Origin of the sequence: Burkholderia sp. AU33423, assembly GCF_002223135.1 — a bacterium.
GTDB lineage: Bacteria > Pseudomonadota > Gammaproteobacteria > Burkholderiales > Burkholderiaceae > Burkholderia > Burkholderia lata_D.
The window spans coordinates 542001-561133 of sequence record NZ_NKFH01000007.1; the positions used below are offsets into that span (position 1 = coordinate 542001).

Sequence of the window (19133 nt, forward strand, 5' to 3'; positions counted from 1 at the left end):
AGCGCTTGATCACGACAACAATCAGAACCGCACGACCTGCTTCTGCTCGACGCTGAAGCCGTCACGCAGCACGCTGGCCGAATCCGCGAAGTAGCGGCGGGTTTCCGACAGCAGGTCGGTGTTGCCGCGACGGCAGAACACGACCCCCGATCCTTCTTCCGTCAGCAGTTCGTCGATCAGCGATTCGGGTTGACCGATATCGGCAAGGTGGACGTTCTGCACGCCGTGCGCGAGCGCATCGAGCGCTTCCCACACGCACGGCGCCGCCGTGGCGGCCGGGTGCTCGGCCAGCCAGTGCTCGAGTTCCGTGATGCCGTACAGCCCGGCGAGCTCGCCGAGTTCGCGCAGCAGCGCGCTGTCGACCATCATCACCAGCGTGACGGCGCCCGTGCGCTGCGCGAAGAGGCTGCCGAGCCGTTCCGCGCGCAGCAGGTGATCGTGGCCTGCGTCGTCCGGGGCGACCGGCATCACGACGGGCACCAGTCCGTTCTCGAGAAACGCGTTCAACGCGGTGCCGTCGAACCGTGCGACCGCGCTCGTGTCGGTGCGGTCGGAATTCGCGCTCGCCACCAGCAGGCCGCCGTCGTGGCCGTCGATGCCGATTGCCTTGGCGCCGTGACTGCCGATCAGGCGCACCAGTTCATGATTGACGCCCGCCATCGCCGCGTGAACGGCGTGGATCGATTGCGTGCCGGATGCGGCCGGCACACTCTGGACAACGATCGGTCGAACGCCGGTGAGCGCGAGCAGCGCGACATCCTGCGCGAACGCCTGGCGGGCGCGTGCATCGCTCGCGGCGCCGCCATCGACGATGACGACGGTCTGCCCGTGCAGGGCCTGCATGAACGGCAGCGAGCGCGCCAGGCCGGCTACGCGCCGCGACGTCAGAGTGGGACTTTCAGGGTCTGGGAACATGGGAATCCGAATGGATGAAGGGAGTGCCTGTCGCCGCAGGGTGCGGCGTCAATGCGGCATCAGTGCGTGCGTTGCATCAACTGGTGAATCTCGTCGGGCGTCTGCGCGTCGCGCGATGCCTGCCGGAACGGGCGTTCGCTGAAACACCGCGCCGCGTCGGCGAGCAGTTCGAGATGCGCGCGGTTGTCTTCCTGCGGCAGGACCAGCACGATGAACTCGCGCACGGGCTTGCGGTCCGGTGCGTTGAAGGTGAACGAATACTGCGCGCGAACGAACAGCGCGATGGCCGAGCGGAGACCGGCGACACGCGCATGCGGAATCGCGACGCCCTGGCCGAGGCCGGTCGAGCCGAGTTGCTCGCGCTTAGTCAGTTCGGTCCTGATCCGTTCCGCGGATACGCCGCTGCTGCGCTCGATATAGCGCGCGACGAGGTCGAACAACTGGATCGCGCTTTCGACCGGTACGTCGAGCAGGATGTTGTCCGGCGGGCAGGCGTCGGCCAGCCGGGTCGCGAACGGTGCGCCGCCGCGTCGGTAGGGAAGGTCGGGTTGGCCGCCGACGGCGGCCTGCTGCGTTTGCATGCGGATCTCTCCGTGTCGGGATGACAGGGAAATCCTAGATAAAACCGCGTAAAGACGGTGTTAGATACGCGCGGGCCCGGCATTAAAATTGTGTATCGATTGCCGGTGGAACCGGGCCCGACACGTACCGCTTCAGGTACCGGACAGCACGAACGGCAGCGTCGTCAGCAGAAACACCGAAATGCCGACCACCGGCGCGCCGAACGCGATCGCCGCGAACGCCACCGCGGCGCTGGTCAGCACGAGCGTTCTCGACACCCGTCGGTGCCGGTCGTGTGCAGCCGCCCTGTCATCGCGGATTGCATCGGTCCGCGCACCGATCACGTGTTTCCAGAACGTCAGGCCAAGCATGATGGCTCCTGTATGAAAGTTGACCGGGACCGGGCGCGCGACGCGCCCGCCAAGCGGGTCAGCAGCGCTTGAGCTTGAGCACGCGCGAGATCTGCCCGGACGTGAAGCTGCTGTTGCGCACGTAAGGCGCGCAGTCGAGCGGTGCGGTGAGCGATTCGCTGACGACGTACTGGCCGACGAAGCGGTACGCGTCCGTGGCCATGCGGATGAACACCGGAATCGCATCGCGTTGCGCGGCGAGCGTCCTGCCGGCCGCCCGCGCGGACGCGCTGCCGTCGCAGAGGATCACGTCCGGCGCGTGCGGGTTGAGGTCCGTGCGCAGGCACGCGGCCACGACCTTGCCGTTCTTCGTCGGCAGGAACGCCTGTTTGCTGCCGCCGCAGGCGGTGTGGATGAATTCGCGGGTGTATTGCTTGTCGATCTCGAACATGATCGGGCTCCGGTATCGGGAATATCCGTTTGGTAAATCAGGTATGCAAAGCAATTCGATCGGATCGACCTGTCTGACGTGGGCATGCCAATCGAACGTTGCCGCGGCGGCGGATCGATGGCGCGTCGTGATACGGAAATTTCCGCGCGAACACGCTTGCATCGCGCGATGCGCGGCTAACGCATCGACGTCGTGTTCAAGCGTGCACGGGAAGGACTACGGCGCGCACCGTCCGCCTGCTGGCAGGACGGTGGCTCGGGAAAAGAGACGCAGGCGTCCTGCCTGTCAGGCAGAAAAGCAACTCGGAGGGCGAGGACTTCGGATGCGCATGTGCGTACTCGGTGATGGATTGCGAACACATTCTAGTGAACGCATGCGCAGGCGCAAGTAAAAAGGTCGTAAAGGTTGCGTGGTCCGTGCGGGATCGCGCCGTGTACTACGTGCACTGCCAGAAATGCGCGCTGGTGCGGCACGGCGCGCACCAGAACGTGTAGTTCGCACCGCCGCTACCCCACAGCCATTCGCCGCCGTCCGTTTGGGGAAGGCCGGAATCGAGCTGCATGACGAATGGCATCTTGCGGCCGCAATCCGGGCAGTCGGGATACCACGCGGACTGTACCCACGACGGGGCGCCGCCCACACGGCTCAGGTTCTGCCGGCTGTTCGACATGCCCCATTCCTGCCGCGTCCAGCGTGCCGGTGCGGCGAAAAGTGCAACGTCTTCCTCCAGGAATGGGGCCGCCGGACAGTCCGGCTGGATCGCGGTGTCACGTTGCTGAGCCGGGTGCGCACAGGCGTTTCCGGCGTCGTCGTGCTGGTGGAACATCGGGCCATTGCTCTCCCAGCCAACGCACGACAGGCAGGTGTCGAACGACACGGGGGTCGTGCTGTCGATGCCTGCCGCGGCTGGTTGCGGCAGTGTCAGCAATCGATGCAGCGGCTCGTGACACAGGCCGCATCGATGCGACGACACGCCGCCGAAGCGAGCCCCCAATCGATGCGAATCGCGCGCGTGCCAGGTTGGGTGATGCGCGTGAATCTCGCGGTTCCACTTCGGCTGGGCGCGGCGTATCGGCGCGCCCAGCGTCAGGCCGAAGTCGATATGCAGTGGTGCTTCGCCGTGCAACGCGCGCAACGTGTCGTGTTCCTGAACGTAGCCGGCGGACATGAGCCAGTTAAAGCGCTTCTCGGGATCGTCCGGAAACAGCCACGCTGCCGCGTCGCGAACGGCCGCAGGGTCTCGCGAATAAAGCAGAGCGATGGCGCGTTCGTGTGCCGTGTCGCTGCCGGAAGGCGCGTCGGCAAGCAGGCCGCGCCATGCTTCGATCGTCGCCGGATCGAGCATCCGCCACGCGTTTCCGTCGTAATACAGGCGCGATGACCGCTTCGTGGCGGCAATGTCGAGGAACGCGTCCCAGTGACCAGAAAACACCTGCGGCGTCTGCATCACCACGCTCGACAACACGCTCGCGAGCCGCTCGTTCCATGCGCCGTTGCGGACGTCTTGCCACGCTTCGGCGGCGACTTTCGCGAAAGCGGTGTCGTCCATCAGGTCGAGCGCGGCACTGAGGAACGTCGCATGCGGCAATACGCGATCGAACGACGCGATCACGAGGTCGGCGAGCGCAGCCGGGTTGTCGCGTCGCAGCGCCAGCATCTGCGACATCGGATCGTTGCCGTTCCAGCGGAGGCGTTCGTAGTCGTCGAGAATGGTTTGTACGGTCGGCATGGCGGGGCGCGGTGAAGGTTCGACGAGTGAGCGGAAGCCGGGTGGATCAACGTCCGGCGAGCATCCGCCCGCCGACCCCCATCAGCAGCAGCCCGGCCGTCGTATCGAGCACGGCCTTGCGACGAACCAGGAGCGCGCGCACCGACGGGTGCGAGGCGAGCAGCGCCATCGTGCAATACCACGCAGCCGAGATGGCGACCGACAGCGTGACGACAGCAAGATCGAGCCACGCCGACGCTTGGGCCGGCACCATCAACGCGAAGATGCTCCCGTAGAACGCGACCGATTTCGGATTGGTCATGCTGACGACGTAGCCCTTCTTCGCGGCGTGCCAGTCGGACGCGGCGGCCGGTGCGGCAACGGGCAACGGCTTGCGCGCGGTCACGATCATTTTCAGGCCGAGCCAGATCAGGTAGGCGGCGCCCGCCAGCCGCAGCGCCGTGTGCACCCATGCGACATGCGTGACGAGCAGGCTGAGCCCGGCGATCGCAATTGCCGCCCAGGTGCCGGACGCGGCGGCCAGGCCAACGCCGGTCATCACACCGGCGCGGCGCGACTCGACCGCGGTCGACGTGACGATCACGAAGTTCGGGCCGGGGCTGGCGACACTCAGCAAGAGGACGCCGGCGAGTGGAAGCAAGGTGGTGAGGGTGGTCGACATGGCGTGGAGGGCAGCGCGACGGGACGGGCTTTCATCTTACCCGAGCGAGCTGGCGGGTTGGCACGTCGCTCTGCTTCGCCAATCCAATGAAAAAACGCGTGACGACTTTTATCGCCACGCGCACGGGGAGTCTGCGAGACACGGGGAGTCTGCAAGATCGCGCGCATGCCGGCGAACCGGCACACGGCACACGCGCTACACCGTCAGAAATCGAACCCCGGCCCGCCCGCACCCGGGCCGCCCGGCGCCGCCGCCGGCACCGCATCCTTCGGCGCTTCGAACACGGTCGCATCGGTCGTCAGCAGCAGCCCCGCGACCGACGCCGCGTTCTGCAGTGCCGTACGCGTGACCTTGGTCGGATCGAGCACACCCGATTCGACGAGGTCGCCATATTCGCCCGTCTGCGCGTTGTACCCGAAGTTGCCCGAGCCTTCGGCCACCTTTGCGACGACGACGCTCGCTTCCTCGCCCGCGTTCGTGACGATCTGGCGCAGCGGTTCCTCAAGCGCGCGCAGCACGATCTTGATGCCCGCGTTCTGGTCGGCGTTCACGCCCTGCAGCTCGCGGATCGCCTGCCGCACGCGGATCAGCGCGACGCCGCCGCCCGGCACGATGCCTTCCTCGACGGCCGCGCGCGTCGCGTGCAGCGCGTCGTCGACGCGGTCCTTCTTCTCCTTCACTTCGATCTCGGTGGCGCCGCCGACCTTGATCACCGCCACGCCGCCCGCGAGCTTCGCGACACGTTCCTGCAGCTTTTCACGGTCGTAGTCCGACGTCGCTTCGTCGATCTGCACGCGGATCTGCTTCACGCGCGCCTCGATGTTCTTCGCATCGCCCGCGCCGTCGATCACGGTCGTGTTTTCCTTGCCGACCTCGATGCGCTTCGCCTGGCCGAGTTCGGCGAGCGTCGCCTTCTCGAGCGTCAAGCCCGTTTCCTCGGCGATCACCTGCCCGCCGGTGAGGATCGCGATGTCCTCGAGCAGCGCTTTGCGACGGTCGCCGAAGCCCGGCGCCTTCACGGCCACCGTCTTCAGGATCCCGCGGATGTTGTTCACGACCAGCGTCGCGAGCGCTTCGCCTTCGACATCTTCCGCGATGATCAGCAGCGGCCGGCCCGACTTCGCGACCTGTTCGAGCACCGGCAGCAGGTCGCGGATGTTCGAGATCTTCTTGTCGTGCAGCAGGATGTACGGGCTTTCGATCTCGGCGATCTGCTTGTCGGGGTTATTGATGAAGTACGGCGACAGGTAGCCGCGATCGAACTGCAGCCCCTCGACGACATCGAGTTCGTCCGCGAGCGACTTGCCGTCCTCGACGGTGATCACGCCTTCCTTGCCGACACGGTCGATCGCTTCCGCGATGCGCTGGCCGATCGATTCCTCGCCGTTCGCGGAGATCGTCGCGACCTGCGCGATTTCCTTGCTCGTGGTGGTCGGCCGGCTGATTTTCTTCAGCTCGTCGACGGCCGCCGCGACGGCCTTGTCGATGCCGCGCTTCAGGTCGAGCGGGTTGAGCCCGGCCGCGACGTATTTCTGGCCTTCACGAACGATCGCCTGCGCGAGCACGGTGGCCGTCGTGGTGCCGTCGCCGGCGGCGTCGCTGGTGCGCGACGCGACTTCCTTCACGAGCTGCGCGCCGATGTTCTGCAGCTTGTCCGCGAGTTCGATTTCCTTCGCGACCGACACGCCGTCCTTCGTGACCACGGGCGCGCCGAAGCTGCGCTCGAGCACGACGTTGCGGCCCTTCGGCCCGAGTGTGACCTTCACCGCGTTCGCGAGAATGTTCACGCCTTCCGTCAGCTTGGCCCGTGCGACGTCGCTGAAAATGATTTCCTTCGCTGCCATGATTGCGCTCCGTTATTGATTGACGACCGCGACGATGTCTTCCTCGCGCAGCACGAGAAACTCGTTGCCGTCCACCTTGACGGCTTGCCCTGCGTATTTGCCGAACAGCACGCGTTCACCGACCTGCAGGTCGGGCACGATGCGCTGGCCGTCCGTATCCTTGCGGCCGGGGCCGACGGCGATCACTTCACCCTGGTCGGGCTTTTCCGCCGCGCTGTCGGGGATCACGATGCCCGATGCGGTGGTGGTTTCCTGGTCGAGTCGTTTCACGATCACGCGGTCGTGCAAGGGGCGTAGGCTCATTGGTTCGTCCTGTGCTGATCTGTTGAAATGGGCTGGCACTCTTTAACAGAGAGTGCTGACGAGTATAAAAATGCGCGGCGGCGCAATCCAATAACGGATTCCGAAATGCATTCGCGCCGTCGTGCAAAAGCGCGTCGCCCCGCTACTGCGACACGGCCTGCTGGGCGGCGGGCGTGCAGACCGGGCGGATCGTCTCGCCGGCGAGCACGCGCTTCACGAACGGGATCGAATCGGCGAGCGACGCGTTCACGGTGCCGTTGTGTTCGCGGCCCGCATACAGGTGCGCCTCGACCGTCGTGCCGGCCGCGCATGCGTCCTTCGCGAGCGCGAGTTCGAGCGGCGCGAGCCCGTCGTCCGCGCCCGCGCCGATGAAGACGGGCGTGGCGATCTTCAGCGTCGGGTATTTGAGGTATTCATCCCACCATGCCTTCAGCCGCGCATCGCCGCCGGGCTTCACGGTGTTCGCGTGCGTGAGGTGCGCGAGCGCCGCGTCGTCCTCGAGCGATGCAAGGCAACTGATGCGCGACTGTTCGAGGATCGGCAAGGCCTGGTCGGTCAGCACCTCGTCCGCGCGCAGCGACGGGTCGATCTGCTGCGCGGAGAGCACCGAGTAGAACTGGTACGCGAGCGTCGGATCGACGCGCCCGGGATCGCGCCGGTACGCGCTCTCGAACTTCGGCAGCGACGCGAGCGTAGCGGGCGACGCGTTGTAGATCGTGCCGGTGGCGACGGTCGCGCGGATCGCGAGTTCGGGCGTATAGGCCGATGCGTAGCCGGCCGCCGCGAACACGGCCGAGCCGCCTTGCGACTGGCCGACGAGCACGACCTCGTTCGCGAGGCCCGGCACGCCGCCGAGCACCGCACGCACGCTGTCGAGCAGCGTGTAGCTGTTCGAGCGGTTGTTGAGCTGAGGATTCGGGCCGGGCGTGCCGAGCCCCTGGTAGTCGGTCGCGACGACCGCGAACCCTTGCTGAAGCCACGCGTTCAGGTAGCGCACGTCGCGGTACGAGCGGCCGAACCACGACGGCGCGCAGATGTCGGCCATCCCGAACGTGCCGTGCGCCCACGCGACGATCGGCCAGCCGCCGGCAGGCGGCGTGCCGCGCGGCACGAACAGCGCACCCGACACGGCGATCGGCGTGCGGCCGCCGACGCCGTCGGTCGATGCATACAGGATGCGCAGCTGGCGCCCGGCGCTCGCGAGCCCGAGCGTCGCCGGAAGCGGCTCGGTGCGCAGCAGCACGCCGGGCGTCGCCGGAATGTCGCGGTCCCACGTGTAGAACGCGGACACGCGGCCGTCGCCCTGCAACGGATCGGGTGCGGGCACGCGGCCGGGGGAAGCCGCATGCGAGAGGAGAGACGAGACGGCGAGCGTCGAAGCCAGCAGCGTGCGCGCGGCATGGCCGCGCAGGGGGAGAAGCGTCATGGTCGGATGGGTGTCGGTGAAGTCGGATCGGACGTGCCGGACAGTGCGCGGCGCGGGCTGACCACGACGCAAGTTTCGAACCAGCGCGCGCGTGGCAGAGGCGACGCACGGTGTGACAGGCCATCGCGCGGCGCGTCGGGCCGTCCCCGCATGGACCGGCTGCGCGTCGCGCAACAATCCGGGCCGGCAGGCTGTTGCTCCCGCAACAGAGGCGCACGCGAGGATCGCACGGCACGCGTCGTGCAAAAGGCGCACGCGCACCGTGGCGCGGGCCTTCGACGCATGGCTGCCCGGCTGGCACGATTGCTGCTGATCCGGTGGCCGTGCGTCGCGGTGTTACGACATCGCGATGCGAGCCCATCCGTCCATCCGATCAAGGAAACCGTCCTCATGTCCGTCACCTCAACCATCGACAGCGGCGAACTCGTGGCATTCGTCGAGCGCGCCACGCGCGAATTCACGCAGGCCGAACGCGTGCTGAAGGACACGCGCACGCTGTCCGCGACCAACACGTTCCAGGCGTTCCAGCGCGTGCCGGGCACGGAACTCATCGTCGCGCTGTCGGCACCGAGCCCTTGGGCCGCGTCGCAGGAGATCCAGCCGGTCGTCGTGACGTTCGACGGCAACGTGCTGCACGGCGACGCGCGCGCGGGCGGCAACGGGCCGCGCTATGCGGACGTGTTCCGCGAGGCGCCGGAAGTCGGCGTCGTGATCCACGTGCACGGTCCGTACCTCGGCGCCTGGGCGAGCGCACATCGGCCGCTGCCGATCTGCTATGCGCCGGCCGCGCGCTACACGCGCGCCCGCGAGATTCCGGTGTACGTCGATCGCCGCCCCGGCGAGCCGCGCTTCATCGTCGACACGATCCGCCGCGACCCCGAGGTGCCGGCGATCATCGAGGCGAACGGCGGCGCGACGTTCTGGGGCAAATCGATCCTCGACGTGTCGAAGTACATCCTGATTCTCGAGGAGGCCGCATATTTCCAGGCGCTCGCGGAACCGCTCGGCGGCTCGCTCGAATTCGGGCCGGGCGCGCTCGAGCAGCAATGGAAAATGACCGGCCTCGCGTGACGCCGCGCGGCGTCCGGCGCAATCCGGCCGCCGTCATACCGATAGCTCGATGAATTGGTTCGTGGCCGGCGCGCGCCTTGCTATCGTCGAACCTTCCCCGTTCAACACGCCGGTCGTGCCATGGCCATCTTCAGCTTGCCGGACCCGACTTCGCATGCAATCACGATTCGTGCGAAGGCGCTGACGTTCGACGATCCCAAATCGCGGGTGCTGCTCGAGCGCATCCAGCTCGTCGCGCCCAGCGACGCGACCGTGCTCGTCACCGGCGAGAGCGGCACCGGCAAGGAGCTGATCGCACGCCTCGTGCATTCGCTGAGCGAGCGCCACGATGGCCCGTTCGTCGCGGTCAACTGCGGCGCGTTCTCCGAGACGCTGATCGAGAGCGAGCTGTTCGGCCACGAGCGCGGCGCGTTTACCGGCGCGATCAACAGCCAGCCCGGCTGGTTCGAATCCGCGAATCGCGGCACGCTGTTTCTCGACGAGGTGGGCGACCTGCCGCTGTCCGCGCAGGTGAAGCTGCTGCGCGTGCTGCAGGAGCGCGAAGTGACGCCGGTCGGCTCGCGCAAGACCGTGAAGATCGACGTGCGGCTCGTCGCGGCCACCAACGTGAATCTCGAAGCCGCGGTGCGCGCGGGCAATTTCCGCGAGGATCTGTACTACCGGCTCAACGTGGTGAAGCTGAGCCTGCTGCCGCTGCGCGAGCGGCCCGGCGACATCGCGCCGCTGATCGAACACTTCATCGACACCTATGCGAAGCGGCTGCGCGTGACCGCGCCGACGCTGACGGACGCCGCGCGCGCCCGGTTGCATGCGCACGCGTGGCCCGGCAACATCCGCGAACTCGAAAACGTGATCCACCACGCGGTGCTGATCTGCGCGGGCGGCGCGATCGACGTGAGCGACCTGCAGTTTTCCGCGCTGTCGCTTGCGCCCGATGCCGGTGATCCGCGCAGCACGGCGGCGGCACCGCCGCGCCGTGCGCGCGACGTGGCCGAGGCAACCGATGCGCTGCGCCACGCGGTGATCGAGCTGCTGGATCTCGGCACGCCGGCGCTGTGGCAGCACATCGAGGACACCGTCTACCGCAGCGTGTTCGACTACAGCGAGCACAATCAGCTGCGCATGTCGCGCCTGCTCGACCAGTCGCGCAACATCGTGCGCGCGCGGCTCGCGCAGCTCGGCATCCTGAAGCCGCGCGACGCGGGCGACGGCGACGCGCGGCTGCGCCGTCAGGCGTGATCGCGCCAGCGCAGCGCGCGCCGCGCGATTCGCTCGCATAGCGCACTCATGCCGACGGCAAGCGCCGTCACCCCCAGCACGCAGACCAGCAATACGTCGGCGCGCGCGCCGGCCTGCGCGTTCTGCATCAGGCTGCCGACACCCGCGCCCGCGTTGAACAGCAGCTCGCTGCTGGTCGCGGTGATCCAGGCGAACGGCACGGCCTGCAACACGCCCGCGAACAGGTCGGGCAGTGCGCCCGGGATCAGCACGTCGCGCCACAGGCCGATGCGCGTCAGGCGATACGACTGCGCGAGTTCGACATAGCGCGGATCGACGCGGCGCAGCCCGTCGAAGCTGGCGGTGGTCATCGGGTAGAACGCGGCGAGCGCGACGATGAAAACCTTCGCGAATTCGCCGGTGCCGGCCCACAGGCTCAGCAGCGGTATCAGCCCGAGCAGCGGCACGTAGCGCAGCGCCTGGAACGCCGGCTCGCCGAGCTTGCGCGCGAGCGTCGAGCGCGCCATCGCCGCGCCGAACACGAGCCCGAATGCGACACCGGCCGCCAGGCCGAGCGTCGTGCGGCGCAGGCTCGCGCCGAGATCGGTCGCGAGTTCGCCGCTGCGCGCGAGTTCGACGAGCGCGGCGCCCACCTGCTGCAACGGCACGAATGCGTATTGATGGGCCGCGTCGCCGGACGACGCGTATTGCCACGCGGCGACCAGCAGGGCCGGCACGACGAGGCCGCGCGCACGACGGCGCAGCGCGGCGAACGAGAATGAGGGGATGGCGACGGTCATTCGGATACCTGTACGTTCAGCGCGCGGGCGTCTGCCAGCGCAATGCGTAGCGTTGCACGAGCGCGATCGACCGGTCGATCGCGAAGCCGATCAGCCCGATCACCGCGACGTCGATGAGCACGACGTCGAGCCGCAGCATCTGCCGCGCCAGTTCCATCATCTGGCCGATCCCGCTGTCGGCGCTGAGCAGCTCGACCGCGACGAGCGCGAGCCACGCGAGCGCGAGCGCGATCCGCACGCCGGTCAGCAGCGGCGGCAGCGCGGCTGGCAGCAGCACGTCGCGCAGCAGCGCGAAGCGGCCGAGCCCGTAGTGCCGCGCCATCTCGACGAGATCGCGCGGCGCGTCGTGCACGCCCGTGTACGCGGCGAGCGCGACCGGAAAGAACACGGCCTTGCCGACGACGACGAGCTTCAGCGGCTCGTCGACGCCGATCAGCAGGATCAGCAGCGGAATCAGTGTGAGCGTGGGCACCTGCCGCAGCAGGTCGAACGTCGGCCGCAGGTAGTCGGCGAACAGCCGGCTGCGCGCCAGCAGGATGCCGAATGCGGCACCGCCCGTCGCGCCGATCGCGAAGCCGAGCGCGAGACGATGCAGCGTGATCAGCAGGTTGTCGCGCAGTTCGCCTGTGTCGAGCAGCGTGCGCAGCGTTGCCGCGAGCCGATCCGGCGGCACGACGAGCTGCGGCGGGAACCAGCGCTGCGCGCTCGCGAGCCACCACAGCGCGACGAACGCGACGGGCGTGGCCCACCCCAGCGCGATGCCGCCGAGTCGTGCGAGTCCGGGCGGGCGGAACGCGCGCGTGCCGTTCGACGCGAGGGCATGCATCGGCATCAGCGGCTCGCGACGCGCGCCGCGTCGGCCCGCCAGTAGCCGTCGAGCCCGAGCTGCTTGAGCGCGGTCGACACGAACGTCGGCGCGAGCAGCGCGTTCACGTCGACCGGCGTGGACGTCAGCCCAGCCTGGCGGCTGTACGCGATGACGTCGCGGTAGTGGCCGGTCAGCGCGGGCGTGAAGAGCGGCGTCCATTGCTCCTTCCACGGTGTCGCCTCATCCGCGTATTCGCGGCGCACGACGCTTTCCGGCTGGCCGGACGCGCTCAGGATCTTCACGTACGCGTCGCGATTCTGCGGCTGCGAGATCCAGTGTGCGGCGCGCACGTAGGCCGTCGCGACGAGCTGCGTGATGTCGGGGTAGCGCCGCACGAAATCGTCGGACGCCCACAGTTCCGCGCGCATTTTCCAGTCGTCGGGCGCGGTCTTGGTCGACCAGACGATCTTGCCGACCTGCTTGTCGACGAGCGAATACGCATCGGACAGGGTGAAGAAGCCGTCGACGCGGCCGGCCGCGACGGCCGCCGCACCGGCCTGCGGGTCGAGGTTGTAGATCCTGAAGTCGGACAGCTTCAGCCCGTTCTCGGCGAGCAGCTTGCTGAACGTGACTTCCCACGGCCGACCGCGATTGAGCGCGATGCGCTTGCCCTTCAGATCGACGATCGACTTCGCGGTCGAGCCGGCCGGCACGACGAGATACGTATTGCTGCCCACGCCGCCCGGCACGATCAGGCGCGTATGCGTGCCCGATGCGTTGACGACGACCGACGGCAGGTCGCCGTAGCCCGCGAAATCGATGCTGCCGTTCGTGAACGCCTCGTTCACGAGCGTGCCGACCGCCGCGGTCGACACGGGCACCCACTGCAGCTTCACGTGCCGCGCGGCGAGCGCCTTCTCGAGCGACTTGTCGGCGTCGATCAGTGCCGACGCGCCCGCGTATTGCGTCTTGCCGCCGCTCGAATAGGCGACGACGGCAATCCGCACGACCTTGGGCGCGTCATCCGCATGCGCGGCCGGTGCGGCGAGCGATGCCACGGCGAACGGCAGCGCGGCGAACAGCGCGCGCAGCGGGCAGCGCAGCGAGGCGAGGGAGAGCGTGTGTTTCATGATGATCCGGAACGGTAGGCGGAAAAGGGGCTCACGCGCGCTTCTGCAGCGACGGCCGCAGCACGTCGGCGAGCGGGCGCGGGTCGATCCAGTCGGCGACGTCGAAGTCGGCTTCGAGAAAACCGTGGTCGTGCAGGAAGGTCTTGAAGTCGTCGAGCGCGGCGACCGATTCGTCGTCGAGATTGACGCCGAGATGCCGGTGCAGCTGGTTGCCATACGCGGCGCGGACCCAGTCGATCGACGACGCGGTTTCGCCGGCCACGTAATGGGCGGTTTCGTCGGGATGCGTGCCGGCCCAGTCGCCGGCCGCGACCACGAGCTTCAGGAAGCCGGCGACGATGTCCGGATGATTCGCGAGCACGTCCGCGTTGACGGTCAGCGGGCGCGGCGTGCCGTTGTTGTTGCGGATCGTGCGCTCCGGATGAAAGCCGATGTCGATCACGACGTGCGCGCCGATCAGCTGCGCAATCTCGAGGCCCGTCGAGCCCTTCACGTAGATCGCGTCGACCTCGCCGCGCAGCAGCGCGCCGGCTTCGGCCGCGTACAGCGCGCGGCTCGAAAAGCCGTGCGGCGACGCGAACAGGTCCGCCGCGCGCGCCGGCCCGACGGCCTGCAGCGTGCGTGCGCGCACGTCGACGCATTCGACGTCGCGCGTGGTCAGCCCGTCGAGGCTCAACGCGTTGACGAAGCCGCGCAGCGCCGACGCGCGAAAGATGTCGATGCGGTCATCGGGGCGGCTCGGGATCGCGATGCGGCACCCGCGCAAGGCCTTCACCGAGCGGATGCCCGACTCGGGCCGCGCGAGGATCAACTGCGATTCGTCGACCCACGACAGCCCGATCACACGCGTATTCGCGCCGTTCGAGCGCGCCCACATCGCGGGGATGCTGCCGCCCTGGCGGAACGACTGCGCGAGCGTGTGATCGCTGATCGACGACACGTCGTGCCGCGTGGCGCCGCGCGGCGAGCGGATCGCGACGCCGTCGGCCGACGTCTCGCCGTTGAGCCAGCCGAGATGCACGGCGATACCGAGCGGGGTCGGCACGGGCGATCGGGCGTACCAGAACGTTTGCTGCTTGTCCGATGACGAATCGGGCCTGTCTGTCATGGGTGAGATTCCCTCTCTGCGTAAGCATGGTTGAAGCCCGGTCGCGCACGGTGTCGGTGTCGCACGCGCGGGCCGGTCAACGTTGCAAGTTCCGGGCCAGTGAACGGAAACGTCGCGGCCGCACGTGGCGCGGGCATCGCGCCGGACGGGCGATGCGTGTATCGACGCATGGGCTGTTGCGTCAGCAACAGTCGCGTCGGCCGCTGTTGCGCGCGCAGCAGCGGTGTGGTCGGCGCAGCAGTGCGGTACGGGCGTGTCGTGATGGCATGGGCGAGCGCGAGCGGCTGCGATCCGATTGCCGCTGATGCCCGGTGTGCAAGGCACTGCGCAGGTTCGCCGGCGGCCGTGCACGCGCCGTGGCGAGCGCGTTGGCACACCGCGTGCTTTACAGCGCAGTACACGCGCGGCACGCCGATGCCGCACGCAATCCGAATGGCCCGACCAGGAGAACTCCGATGGCTGTTGAATTTCTGTGGCGCCTGCCGATGCATGGCGACGGCCGGCGCGCACACGACCTGCATACGCGCGGCGAATGGAACCGCCAGCGCGCATCGCGCGTCGCGCCGAAAGTCGATGACGACGATTTCGGTTACATCGACTATCTGTCGCAGGTCGCGCGCGCGGCCGATATCGCCGGCTTCCACGGCGCGCTGATTCCGATCTTTCGTTTTACGGAGGAACCGTGGGTCGTGGCGGCCGCACTGGCGCGCGAGACGCGCCGGCTGCGGCTCCTGATCGCGCTGCAGCCGCATTTCGTGCATCCGGTCTATGCGGCGCAGATGGCCGCGAGCCTGCAGCGGATCAGCCGTGGGCGCGTCGCGTGGAACGTCGTCACGGGCGGCGGCGGCCCCGACCAGCGCGCATACGGCGACTTCATCGATCACGACAGCCGCTATGCGCGCACCGATGAATTCCTCGATGTCGTGAAGGGCGTCGCGGCCGGCGCCCCGTTCACGTTCGACGGCCGCTTCTACCGCGTCGAAGACGGCGGCCTCCTGCCGCCGCTGAGCGGCCAGAAGCCGCCGCGCATCTACCTGGCCGGCGCGAGCGATGCCGCGCTCGCGGTTGCCGCGAAGCACGGCGACGTGCACCTGAGCTGGGGCGAGCCGCTCGCGAAGCAGAAGGAAGTGATCGATGCGGCGCGCCGCGCGCTCGACCGGCAGCACGCCGAGCGCGACCTGCGCTTCGGCATGCGCATCGACATCCTGGCGCGCGAAACCGAAGAGCAGGCGTGGGCCGAGTTGCGGCAGATGTTCGCGACGGTGGGCGACGTGACGCGCAACGGCTTCGGCGGGCGCGGCGAAGCGTCGGAATCGGTGGGCGCGAAACGCCAGTTCGCGCTGCACCAGGGCAACACGCAGCACTTCGACGACCTGATCGTCGGCCCGAACCTGTGGGCCGGGATGTCGCAGATCCGCGGCGGCCCCGGTTGCGTGATCGTCGGCAGCCACGAGCAGGTGGCCGAGCGGCTCGCGGAATACGTCGACATCGGCGTGTCGACGTTCATTCTCGCCAGCAACCCGCATCTCGAGGAGGCGTACCGCGTGGGCGAGGAAGTGCTGCCGCTCGTCGACGGCACGCTGAACGCGCGCCGTACGCAGGCGGCGCTGCGCGTGGCCGGCGCATGAGCGCGGCGGCCTTCCCGCGCCATCCAACGACATCGACAAGGACATTCGCCATGACGACACTCGCTGCGCAGGCCACGGCCTGCGACGCACTCTGGTACACGCGCTGCCCGGTGCCGACCGCGCTCGGCATCGCCGTGCACCGCGGCTGGTTCGACGAGGAGTTCGGGCCGGACGGCATCACGCTGAATTCGCTGCAGGAGACGGCGGATGCCGGCAAGCGCGAATCGCATTTCGATCACAGCCTGCCGCACTCATTCCGGCAGGGCGGCAACATTCCCGCGCTGTGGGCGCGGGCGCGCGGCGCCGATACGCGCGTGATCGGCCTGTCGTGGACCAACGAATTCCAGGCGATCGTCACATTGCCCGATCGCGGCATTCGCTCGGTGCGCGATCTGCGCGGCCGGCGGCTCGGGTTGCCGCGCCATCCGATCAGCATCGACTTCTGGCGGGCGGCCGCGCTGAAAGGCTTTCTGAGCGCGCTCGAACTGGAAGGGCTCGGGCACGGCGACGCCGAATGGGTCGACCTGCCCGACGAACGCGAACGCCGCACCGGGCCCGCATCGTTTACGCGCGGCCCGCACGAGTACGGGCTCGAGATCGCGGCGCTCGTGCGCGGCGAAGTCGACGCGGTGTTCGTGAAAGGCGTCGAAGGGCTCGAGACCGTGCATCTGATCGATGCGCAGGTCGTCATCGATCTCGGCGCGCACCCCGATCCGCTCGTGCGGATCGGCAACGGCACGCCGCGCACGCTGACCGTCGACCGCGCGCTGATCGACGCGCGCCCCGATCTCGTGAGCCGCTTCCTGTCGGTGGTGGTGGGGGCGGGCGACTGGGCCGCGCGCCATCCGGCGGAGACGGTTGCGTATATCGGCCGCGAGACGCGCGCGTCCGACGAGTGGGTGCGCTATGCGTATGGCACGGACGTGCACCGCCATCTGGAGACAGGGCTCGCGCAGACGTCGATCGACGGGCTGGTCGCGTTCAAGGACTTCCTCGTCGAGTGGGGCTTTCTCGAACAGGATTTCGATGCGCGCGCGTGGATCGACCCGGCGCCGTTCACGCGCATCGACCGGCAACGCCATGCGTGGGTCGCGTAGCGCGTCGCGGCGCGTCATTGCAAGGAGTCGAGCATGACAGGTCTGACGATCGAATACGGCGTGCCGCCGGCACGCCGGCATGCAGCGCGTACCGCGCCGCGCGCGGAGTCGGGCAGGACGGCGGCGGTGGCGCGGCCGCCGTCCGCTTCGCCTTCGGCGCGGCCGGATGCGCGAGCGGCGAGGCCGGGCGCGTGGCGCGTCACGGGCGCGATTGCGCTTGCTGTCACGGCGCTGCATGCGGGGGTCGCGCTGCTGGCCGCGCACACACCTGCCGCGCCGCCCGTGCATCCGCCGCGGCCGCTGCCGATGACGGTCGAGCTGACGCGGCCGCCCGAACCGTTGCCGCAGGCCGCGCATCCGCCGCCACCGGCAGTACCGCCGAAGCCGCCGAAGCCGCTGAAGCAGGCGCCGACTCCGCCGAAGCCGCGTGCGGCCGTCGCACATCGGGCGCCTGCGCCCGCTGCCGCGCCGCAAGTCACCCGCGAGGCGGCCCCTGCGACGGCGGCACCGGCCGCCGCCGCGCCAGCCGTGCCGGTTCCCGCGCCCGCGGCGCCCGCCGCACCGGTGCGCGAAACCGCGCCGATCGGCGACGCGGCCTACCTGCGCAACCCGGCGCCCGACTATCCGGCGTTCGCGCAGGACCAGGGCTGGGAAGGGCGCGTCGTGCTGCGCGTGCACGTGCTCGCGAACGGCACGCCCGATTCCGTCGAGGTTCGCACGAGCAGCGGCCGCCGCATGCTCGACACCGCGGCGGTGGCCGCGGTGAAGCGCTGGACGTTCGTGCCCGCGAAGCGCGGCGACGAAGCGGTCGACGGCTGGGTCAACGTGCCGATCGATTTCAAGCTGGGCTGACCCGCCGGGCGGCCCGCCACATTTTTCAAGGAACTCACATCATGAACGGTATCCCGACCACCTTCATCGTCCAGGGCGCGCTCTGGCTGCTCGTCGTCTTCTCCGTCGTCACGTGGACGCTGATCGTCGTGAAGGCGATCCAGAGCCTGCGGGCGAGCGCGCGCAACCGGCGTTACGTCAGCGCGTTCTGGGCGGCGAACAGCTTCCACGAGGCCGCGGCGCTCGACGGCGCGAACAGCCCGGTGGGCGAACTCGCCGCGACGGGCTTCGACGCGCTGCGGCGCGCCGACGAGAGCAGCGCGCACGACCTCGAACACAGCTGGAGCCGCCACGACCTGCTTGAACGGCATCTCCGGCAGCAGATCCACAACGCGCGCCGGCGCGAGGAGGCGGGGCTGGCGGTGCTCGCGTCGATCGGCAGCACCGCGCCGTTCGTCGGCCTGTTCGGCACCGTGTTCGGCATCATCCACGCGCTGACCGCGATCACGCACAGCGCGTCGGCGAGCATCGACGTCGTGGCCGGGCCGATCGGCGAGGCGCTCGTCGCGACCGGGATCGGCATCGCGGTCGCCGTGCCGGCCGTGCTCGCGTACAACTTCTTCGTGCGCCGTGTGAAGGCCGCGTCGGCCGATCTCGATGCGTTTGCCACTGATTTCGTCACGCTCGCGCAGAAGGCCGGCTTCCGCGTGCCGGCCGCCGCCGCGCCCGCGCCGGCACGCCGTGCCGACGACACCCGTCAGGAGGCGTTCGCATAATGGCTTTCTCCTCGTCCTCCGACAACGACGACGTGCTCAGCGAAATCAACATCACGCCGCTCGTCGACGTGATGCTCGTGCTGCTCGTCGCCTTCATCGTCACGGCGCCGCTGCTGAACAACGCGGTGCACGTGACTCTGCCGAACACGGTTGCCACGGCACCGGCCGATCGCAAGCCGAACGTCACCGTGAGCGTCGACGACAAGGGTGTCGTGTATCTCGACAAGCGTGTGGTCGCGCTCTCCGCGGTGCCGGCCGAGCTGGCGGCGCTGAAGGCCGGCCGGCCCGACGTCGCGCTCGACCTGCAGGCCGACGAGCACGTGCCGTACGGCACGGTCGCGAAGCTGATGGCCGCGATCGAGCATGCGGGCATCACGCGGCTGTCGGTGCTCACCGCGCCGCGCGGCTGACGCGCGGTTCACGACT

At 68.7% G+C, this 19133-nt stretch carries 20 protein-coding genes; 7 read left to right on the forward strand and 13 right to left on the reverse strand.

Annotated features, from left to right (window positions below):
- Positions 1-21: 21 nt before the first annotated feature.
- The 9 genes from CFB50_RS20960 to CFB50_RS21000 all read right to left on the reverse strand — a co-directional run bounded on the left by CFB50_RS20960 (position 22) and on the right by CFB50_RS21000 (position 8240).
- Positions 22-915 (reverse strand): amino acid kinase family protein, encoded by an 894-nt coding sequence (locus tag CFB50_RS20960; protein WP_089447090.1) that lies wholly within the window; start codon positions 913-915, stop codon positions 22-24.
- 59 nt (positions 916-974) lie between these two features.
- Complete coding sequence (locus CFB50_RS20965; protein ID WP_089447091.1) at positions 975-1496, reverse strand: PTS sugar transporter subunit IIA; 522 nt, start codon at positions 1494-1496, stop codon at positions 975-977.
- Positions 1497-1628: 132 nt separating this feature from the next.
- The gene (locus CFB50_RS20970; RefSeq protein WP_011356211.1) at positions 1629-1847 is read right to left on the reverse strand and encodes a hypothetical protein; all 219 of its coding nucleotides are present in this window, start codon (positions 1845-1847) and stop codon (positions 1629-1631) included.
- A gap of 58 nt (positions 1848-1905) precedes the next feature.
- On the reverse strand, positions 1906-2277 hold the full coding sequence (locus tag CFB50_RS20975; RefSeq protein WP_043178447.1) for a DUF6697 family protein: 372 nt from the start codon (positions 2275-2277) through the stop codon (positions 1906-1908).
- Between the two features lie 436 nt (positions 2278-2713).
- The gene (locus tag CFB50_RS20980) at positions 2714-4006 is read right to left on the reverse strand and encodes a hypothetical protein (RefSeq protein ID WP_089447092.1); all 1293 of its coding nucleotides are present in this window, start codon (positions 4004-4006) and stop codon (positions 2714-2716) included.
- Positions 4007-4052: 46 nt separating this feature from the next.
- Positions 4053-4667 carry a LysE family translocator gene (locus CFB50_RS20985; protein WP_089447093.1) on the reverse strand — a complete coding sequence of 205 codons (615 nt, stop codon included), beginning with the start codon at positions 4665-4667 and terminating at the stop codon, positions 4053-4055.
- Positions 4668-4870: 203 nt separating this feature from the next.
- Positions 4871-6511 (reverse strand): chaperonin GroEL, encoded by a 1641-nt coding sequence (gene groL / locus CFB50_RS20990; RefSeq protein WP_089447094.1) that lies wholly within the window; start codon positions 6509-6511, stop codon positions 4871-4873.
- Between the two features lie 12 nt (positions 6512-6523).
- A complete protein-coding gene (locus CFB50_RS20995; protein WP_011694564.1) occupies positions 6524-6814 on the reverse strand; it encodes a co-chaperone GroES in 291 nt (96 codons plus the stop codon).
- 142 nt (positions 6815-6956) lie between these two features.
- Positions 6957-8240 (reverse strand): alpha/beta fold hydrolase, encoded by a 1284-nt coding sequence (locus CFB50_RS21000; RefSeq protein ID WP_089447095.1) that lies wholly within the window; start codon positions 8238-8240, stop codon positions 6957-6959.
- 390 nt (positions 8241-8630) lie between these two features.
- Between CFB50_RS21000 and CFB50_RS21005 the strand changes: the two genes are divergently transcribed.
- Both CFB50_RS21005 and CFB50_RS21010 read left to right on the forward strand, forming a co-directional pair.
- Positions 8631-9311, forward strand: coding sequence for a class II aldolase/adducin family protein (locus tag CFB50_RS21005; RefSeq protein WP_089447096.1), 681 nt, complete (start codon positions 8631-8633; stop codon positions 9309-9311).
- Positions 9312-9431: 120 nt separating this feature from the next.
- A complete protein-coding gene (locus CFB50_RS21010) occupies positions 9432-10550 on the forward strand; it encodes a sigma-54 interaction domain-containing protein (RefSeq protein ID WP_089447097.1) in 1119 nt (372 codons plus the stop codon).
- Here CFB50_RS21010 and CFB50_RS21015 read toward each other — a convergent pair.
- From CFB50_RS21015 to CFB50_RS21030, 4 genes are read right to left on the reverse strand one after another with little or no spacing between them, the layout of a single operon-like run.
- Positions 10541-11329 carry an ABC transporter permease gene (locus CFB50_RS21015; protein ID WP_089447098.1) on the reverse strand — a complete coding sequence of 263 codons (789 nt, stop codon included), beginning with the start codon at positions 11327-11329 and terminating at the stop codon, positions 10541-10543. The genes CFB50_RS21010 and CFB50_RS21015 overlap by 10 nt on opposite strands.
- A gap of 16 nt (positions 11330-11345) precedes the next feature.
- Positions 11346-12161, reverse strand: a complete 816-nt coding sequence (locus CFB50_RS21020) for an ABC transporter permease (RefSeq protein WP_089447099.1) — start codon at positions 12159-12161, stop codon at positions 11346-11348.
- The gene (locus CFB50_RS21025) at positions 12161-13267 is read right to left on the reverse strand and encodes a PhnD/SsuA/transferrin family substrate-binding protein (protein WP_089447100.1); all 1107 of its coding nucleotides are present in this window, start codon (positions 13265-13267) and stop codon (positions 12161-12163) included. Before CFB50_RS21025 ends, CFB50_RS21020 begins: the two co-directional genes overlap by 1 nt.
- A gap of 31 nt (positions 13268-13298) precedes the next feature.
- A complete protein-coding gene (locus CFB50_RS21030; RefSeq protein WP_089447101.1) occupies positions 13299-14375 on the reverse strand; it encodes an ABC transporter substrate-binding protein in 1077 nt (358 codons plus the stop codon).
- 455 nt (positions 14376-14830) lie between these two features.
- Here CFB50_RS21030 and CFB50_RS21035 point away from each other — a divergent pair, with 455 nt between their 5' ends.
- From CFB50_RS21035 to CFB50_RS21055, 5 genes are read left to right on the forward strand one after another with little or no spacing between them, the layout of a single operon-like run.
- Positions 14831-16003: an LLM class flavin-dependent oxidoreductase gene (locus CFB50_RS21035; RefSeq protein ID WP_089447102.1), complete on the forward strand. Its 1173-nt coding sequence runs from the start codon at positions 14831-14833 to the stop codon at positions 16001-16003.
- 50 nt (positions 16004-16053) lie between these two features.
- The gene (locus tag CFB50_RS21040) at positions 16054-17100 is read left to right on the forward strand and encodes an ABC transporter substrate-binding protein (RefSeq protein ID WP_089447103.1); all 1047 of its coding nucleotides are present in this window, start codon (positions 16054-16056) and stop codon (positions 17098-17100) included.
- Between the two features lie 33 nt (positions 17101-17133).
- A complete protein-coding gene (locus tag CFB50_RS21045) occupies positions 17134-17952 on the forward strand; it encodes an energy transducer TonB (RefSeq protein ID WP_089447104.1) in 819 nt (272 codons plus the stop codon).
- Positions 17953-17993: 41 nt separating this feature from the next.
- Complete coding sequence (locus CFB50_RS21050) at positions 17994-18707, forward strand: MotA/TolQ/ExbB proton channel family protein (RefSeq protein ID WP_089447105.1); 714 nt, start codon at positions 17994-17996, stop codon at positions 18705-18707.
- Entirely contained in the window at positions 18707-19117 is a 411-nt protein-coding gene (locus tag CFB50_RS21055; RefSeq protein ID WP_089447106.1) for an ExbD/TolR family protein, read from the forward strand. Before CFB50_RS21050 ends, CFB50_RS21055 begins: the two co-directional genes overlap by 1 nt.
- Positions 19118-19133: the final 16 nt, after the last annotated feature.

Bases quoted from the DNA above. Each gene is read 5' to 3' on its own strand.
- CFB50_RS20960 (WP_089447090.1), bottom strand. From the start codon at position 915: ATGTTCCCAGACCCTGAAAGTCCCACTCTGACGTCGCGGCGCGTAGCC.
- CFB50_RS20965 (WP_089447091.1), bottom strand. From the start codon at position 1,496: ATGCAAACGCAGCAGGCCGCCGTCGGCGGCCAACCCGACCTTCCCTAC.
- CFB50_RS20970 (WP_011356211.1), bottom strand. From the start codon at position 1,847: ATGCTTGGCCTGACGTTCTGGAAACACGTGATCGGTGCGCGGACCGAT.
- CFB50_RS20975 (WP_043178447.1), bottom strand. From the start codon at position 2,277: ATGTTCGAGATCGACAAGCAATACACCCGCGAATTCATCCACACCGCC.
- CFB50_RS20980 (WP_089447092.1), bottom strand. From the start codon at position 4,006: ATGCCGACCGTACAAACCATTCTCGACGACTACGAACGCCTCCGCTGG.
- CFB50_RS20985 (WP_089447093.1), bottom strand. From the start codon at position 4,667: ATGTCGACCACCCTCACCACCTTGCTTCCACTCGCCGGCGTCCTCTTG.
- groL (WP_089447094.1), bottom strand. From the start codon at position 6,511: ATGGCAGCGAAGGAAATCATTTTCAGCGACGTCGCACGGGCCAAGCTG.
- CFB50_RS20995 (WP_011694564.1), bottom strand. From the start codon at position 6,814: ATGAGCCTACGCCCCTTGCACGACCGCGTGATCGTGAAACGACTCGAC.
- CFB50_RS21000 (WP_089447095.1), bottom strand. From the start codon at position 8,240: ATGACGCTTCTCCCCCTGCGCGGCCATGCCGCGCGCACGCTGCTGGCT.
- CFB50_RS21005 (WP_089447096.1), top strand. From the start codon at position 8,631: ATGTCCGTCACCTCAACCATCGACAGCGGCGAACTCGTGGCATTCGTC.
- CFB50_RS21010 (WP_089447097.1), top strand. From the start codon at position 9,432: ATGGCCATCTTCAGCTTGCCGGACCCGACTTCGCATGCAATCACGATT.
- CFB50_RS21015 (WP_089447098.1), bottom strand. From the start codon at position 11,329: ATGACCGTCGCCATCCCCTCATTCTCGTTCGCCGCGCTGCGCCGTCGT.
- CFB50_RS21020 (WP_089447099.1), bottom strand. From the start codon at position 12,161: ATGCCGATGCATGCCCTCGCGTCGAACGGCACGCGCGCGTTCCGCCCG.
- CFB50_RS21025 (WP_089447100.1), bottom strand. From the start codon at position 13,267: ATGAAACACACGCTCTCCCTCGCCTCGCTGCGCTGCCCGCTGCGCGCG.
- CFB50_RS21030 (WP_089447101.1), bottom strand. From the start codon at position 14,375: ATGACAGACAGGCCCGATTCGTCATCGGACAAGCAGCAAACGTTCTGG.
- CFB50_RS21035 (WP_089447102.1), top strand. From the start codon at position 14,831: ATGGCTGTTGAATTTCTGTGGCGCCTGCCGATGCATGGCGACGGCCGG.
- CFB50_RS21040 (WP_089447103.1), top strand. From the start codon at position 16,054: ATGACGACACTCGCTGCGCAGGCCACGGCCTGCGACGCACTCTGGTAC.
- CFB50_RS21045 (WP_089447104.1), top strand. From the start codon at position 17,134: ATGACAGGTCTGACGATCGAATACGGCGTGCCGCCGGCACGCCGGCAT.
- CFB50_RS21050 (WP_089447105.1), top strand. From the start codon at position 17,994: ATGAACGGTATCCCGACCACCTTCATCGTCCAGGGCGCGCTCTGGCTG.
- CFB50_RS21055 (WP_089447106.1), top strand. From the start codon at position 18,707: ATGGCTTTCTCCTCGTCCTCCGACAACGACGACGTGCTCAGCGAAATC.